The organism is Streptomyces phytophilus (assembly GCF_013870535.1).
In the GTDB taxonomy this organism is placed as follows: domain Bacteria; phylum Actinomycetota; class Actinomycetes; order Streptomycetales; family Streptomycetaceae; genus Streptomyces; species Streptomyces phytophilus.
The window spans coordinates 1-3,168 of sequence record NZ_JACBXC010000701.1 but is presented as its reverse complement, the minus strand read 5'-3'; the positions used below and the strand labels follow the sequence as shown (position 1 = coordinate 3,168).

The window sequence follows — 3,168 nt, the reverse complement described above, 5'->3', positions numbered from 1 at the left end:
CGTTCGAAGCCGGTCGCGGGTGTTCGCGACCTTGACTTCCATCTTACGTTTCCGCAGGTAGAAAGGAGGTAGAAGCACCTGATCGGACCACATCCGCCTCAGGGGGTGCCGCGGCATCTCAGGCGAGCTATGTTCGATTGTGAGGAGGGTGTGAGGACAGTGGATGGGCCGAATCCGCTGGATCCGATGGGGTGTCGATCTTGTCGGTGGGGGAGGAGGAGGTGAAAGCCGGTCCTCCCGTGAGGAGAGTCCGGCGGCAAAGAACCCCGAGGCTCCGGCAACCACCGGAGCCCCAGCGCACCAAGGGACCGGCTTCGCCCGTCAGCTCAGCGGTACGCGGAGCCGCTCCAGAACGGAGTTCTGCGTGGACATCGTCGTCAAGGGCCGCAAGACCGAGGTTCCCGAGCGGTTTCGTCGGCATGTGGCCGAGAAGCTGAAGCTGGACAAGATCCAGAAGTTCGACGGCAAGGTGATGAGCCTTGATGTCGAGGTGTCCAAGGAGCACAACCCGCGGCTGGCCGACCGCTGCGACCGGGTGGAGATCACAGTTCACTCCCGGGGGCCCGTGGTGCGCGCCGAGGCGGCCGCGGCCGACCCGTACGCAGCCCTGGACCTGGCGACGGCCAAGCTGGAGGCGAGGCTGCGCAAGCAGCACGACAAGCGCAAGACGAGGCGGCCCGGGAAGGACCGCAGGACCGCCGCCGAGGTGGGCGATGTCGTCGCGCACGCGGCGCTGCTCACCGACGACGGGGAGCTGACGACCCCGTCCATGGAGACGACGGCGGAGAGCGAGGCGCTGCAGAACGGCTCTCGGCCTCTTCGCCGCGGCCCGCTGGTGGTGGACGGAGACGGCCCGCTGGTGGTGCGCGAGAAGACGCACGCCGCCCCGCCGATGACGCTGGACCAGGCGCTGTACGAGATGGAACTCGTCGGGCACGACTTCTATCTCTTCGTCGACTCGGACAAGAAACTGCCCAGCGTTGTCTACCGCAGGCACGCATATGACTATGGCGTGATCCACCTCGACCCGTATCCGATCGAGGAGTCGATGCCCGACGGCGCGGGGGGCGCATTGGGCGGCTGAAAGGCGACGGTAGGCGGGCGGCGGGGGCGTCACCCCGCCGCCCGATCGTGAAATCATGTGCGCGCACGGCAAATCGGTGCCTGGGGGCAAGCGTGGCGGAGTTCGAGCTGAGCGGAGCAGGTGAGCCGAAGGCATCGGTCGGTCCCCGGGAGGAGCCGATCCGGGTCCTCGTCGTGGACGACCATGAGCTCTTCCGCCGCGGCTTGGAGATCGTCCTCGCGCAGGAGGAGGACATCCAGGTCGTCGGCGAGGCCGGTGACGGCGCCGAGGCCGTGGACAAGGCCGCCGACCTCCTTCCGGACATCGTGCTGATGGACATCCGGATGCCGCGGCGCAGCGGCATCGAGGCGTGCACGGCCATCAAGGAAGTCGCCCCGAGCGCGAAGATCATCATGCTGACGATCAGCGACGAGGAAGCCGACCTCTACGACGCGATCAAGGCGGGCGCGACCGGCTACCTCCTCAAGGAGATCTCCACGGACGAGGTCTCCGCCGCGATCCGCGCCGTGGCGGACGGGCAGTCGCAGATCAGCCCGTCGATGGCGTCGAAGCTGCTGACCGAATTCAAGTCGATGATCCAGCGCACCGACGAGCGGCGGCTCGTGCCCGCCCCGCGGCTGACCGACCGGGAGCTGGAAGTGCTCAAGCTCGTGGCCACCGGGATGAACAACCGCGACATCGCCAAAGAGCTGTTCATCAGCGAGAACACGGTGAAGAACCACGTGCGCAACATCCTGGAGAAGCTGCAGCTGCACTCCCGGATGGAGGCCGTCGTCTACGCGATGCGCGAGAAGATCCTCGAAATCCGCTGACGGCCCGCGGGCACCGCGGCGGCGCCCGGAGTCACGCCGCACGTGTGTGCCGCGGGGCGTCGGTGTTTCGCGGATCAGCCCGCGGCCACGGCCTTCTCCGCCGCACGTGCGAGCGGCGTGTGCAGCTCCGGCGGGCTGACACGCTCCACCCGCACCGACTGCGCACCGACCCAGCTCGCCGCCTCCGCCAGCGCCGCCGCCGTGGGCTCCACGGCCTTCGCCGGCGTGACGCCGTTCGGCCGGTCGGCACCCAGCGTCACCTGGCGGGCCACGAGCGTGCTCCCCTCGCGCCCCGGGTCGACCCGGCCGACGAGCCTGCCGCCGGCGAGCACCGGCATGGCGAAATACCCGTGTATCCGCCGGGGCTTGGGCACGTACGCCTCCAGCCGGTGCGTCAGTCCGAAGATCCGCTCCGTACGCGGACGGTCCCAGATCAGGGAGTCGAACGGGGAGAGCAGCGTCGTCCTGTGCCGTCCCCGCGGGGCGTCTGCCAGGGCTTCCGGGTCGGCCCACGCCGGCTTGCCCCAGCCCTCGACCTCCACCTCGACCAGCTCCGTGTCGCCCACGACGGAGGCGACCTGCTCCCCCTTGAGACGGTGATAATCAGCCAGGTCCGCGCGGGTGCCCACGCCGAGCGCCCGGCCCGCCTGGGCGACGAGCCGGCGCAGGCACTCCTCGTCCGCCAGGTCGTCGTGGAACAGGGCGTCGGGGACGGCGCGTTCCGCCAGGTCGTACACCCGCTTCCAGCCGCGGCGGGCCGTGACGACCACCTCGCCGGCGTCGAGCAGCGTCTCCACCGCGATCTTCGTCTCCGACCAGTCCCACCAGGGGCCGCCGTTCTTCGCCCCGCCCAGGTCCGTGGAGGTCAGCGGGCCGTCCGCGCGCAGCCGGTCCAGGACGGCGGCGCGGGAGCCGGCCGGGTCCCGCAGTCGGTGCCAGCGGTAGCCGCGGGCGCGGTGATCCCGGCGGCGGAAGGCGAACAGCGGCCACTCCTCGATGGGCAGGACGCACGCGGCATGCGACCAGTACTCGAAGGCGGTCGTCCCCGACCAGTACGCCGACTCCACCGCCTCGCGGCCGATCGCGCCCAGGCGCGCGTACGGCACCAGCTCGTGCGACCGGGCGAGCACCGAGATCGTGTCCAACTGCACCGCACCGAGCCGCCGCAGCACACCGCGGGCCCCGGCGCGGCGGTCGGGCGCGCCGAGCAGCCCCTGGGCGCGCAGGGCGATACGGCGGGCGTCGTCGGCGGAGAGAGACACGTTCGTGGTC

General features: G+C 70.4%; 3 protein-coding genes. 2 read left to right on the top strand and 1 reads right to left on the bottom strand.

Features of this window, described 5'->3' with window-relative positions; genetic code table 11:
• The first annotated feature begins 364 nt into the window (after positions 1 to 364).
• Both hpf and H5J30_RS23790 read left to right on the top strand, forming a co-directional pair.
• Positions 365 to 1,084: a ribosome hibernation-promoting factor, HPF/YfiA family gene (gene hpf, locus H5J30_RS23795; protein ID WP_181789416.1), complete on the top strand. Its 720-nt coding sequence runs from the start codon at positions 365 to 367 to the stop codon at positions 1,082 to 1,084.
• Positions 1,085 to 1,176: 92 nt separating this feature from the next.
• The gene (locus H5J30_RS23790; protein ID WP_181789415.1) at positions 1,177 to 1,896 is read left to right on the top strand and encodes a response regulator; all 720 of its coding nucleotides are present in this window, start codon (positions 1,177 to 1,179) and stop codon (positions 1,894 to 1,896) included.
• Between the two features lie 74 nt (positions 1,897 to 1,970).
• On the opposite strand, the gene H5J30_RS23785 is transcribed toward H5J30_RS23790, so the two are convergent.
• Positions 1,971 to 3,168, bottom strand: a 1,198-nt coding sequence (locus tag H5J30_RS23785; RefSeq protein WP_220189286.1) for a winged helix-turn-helix domain-containing protein, incomplete at its 5' end; no start/stop codon positions are given.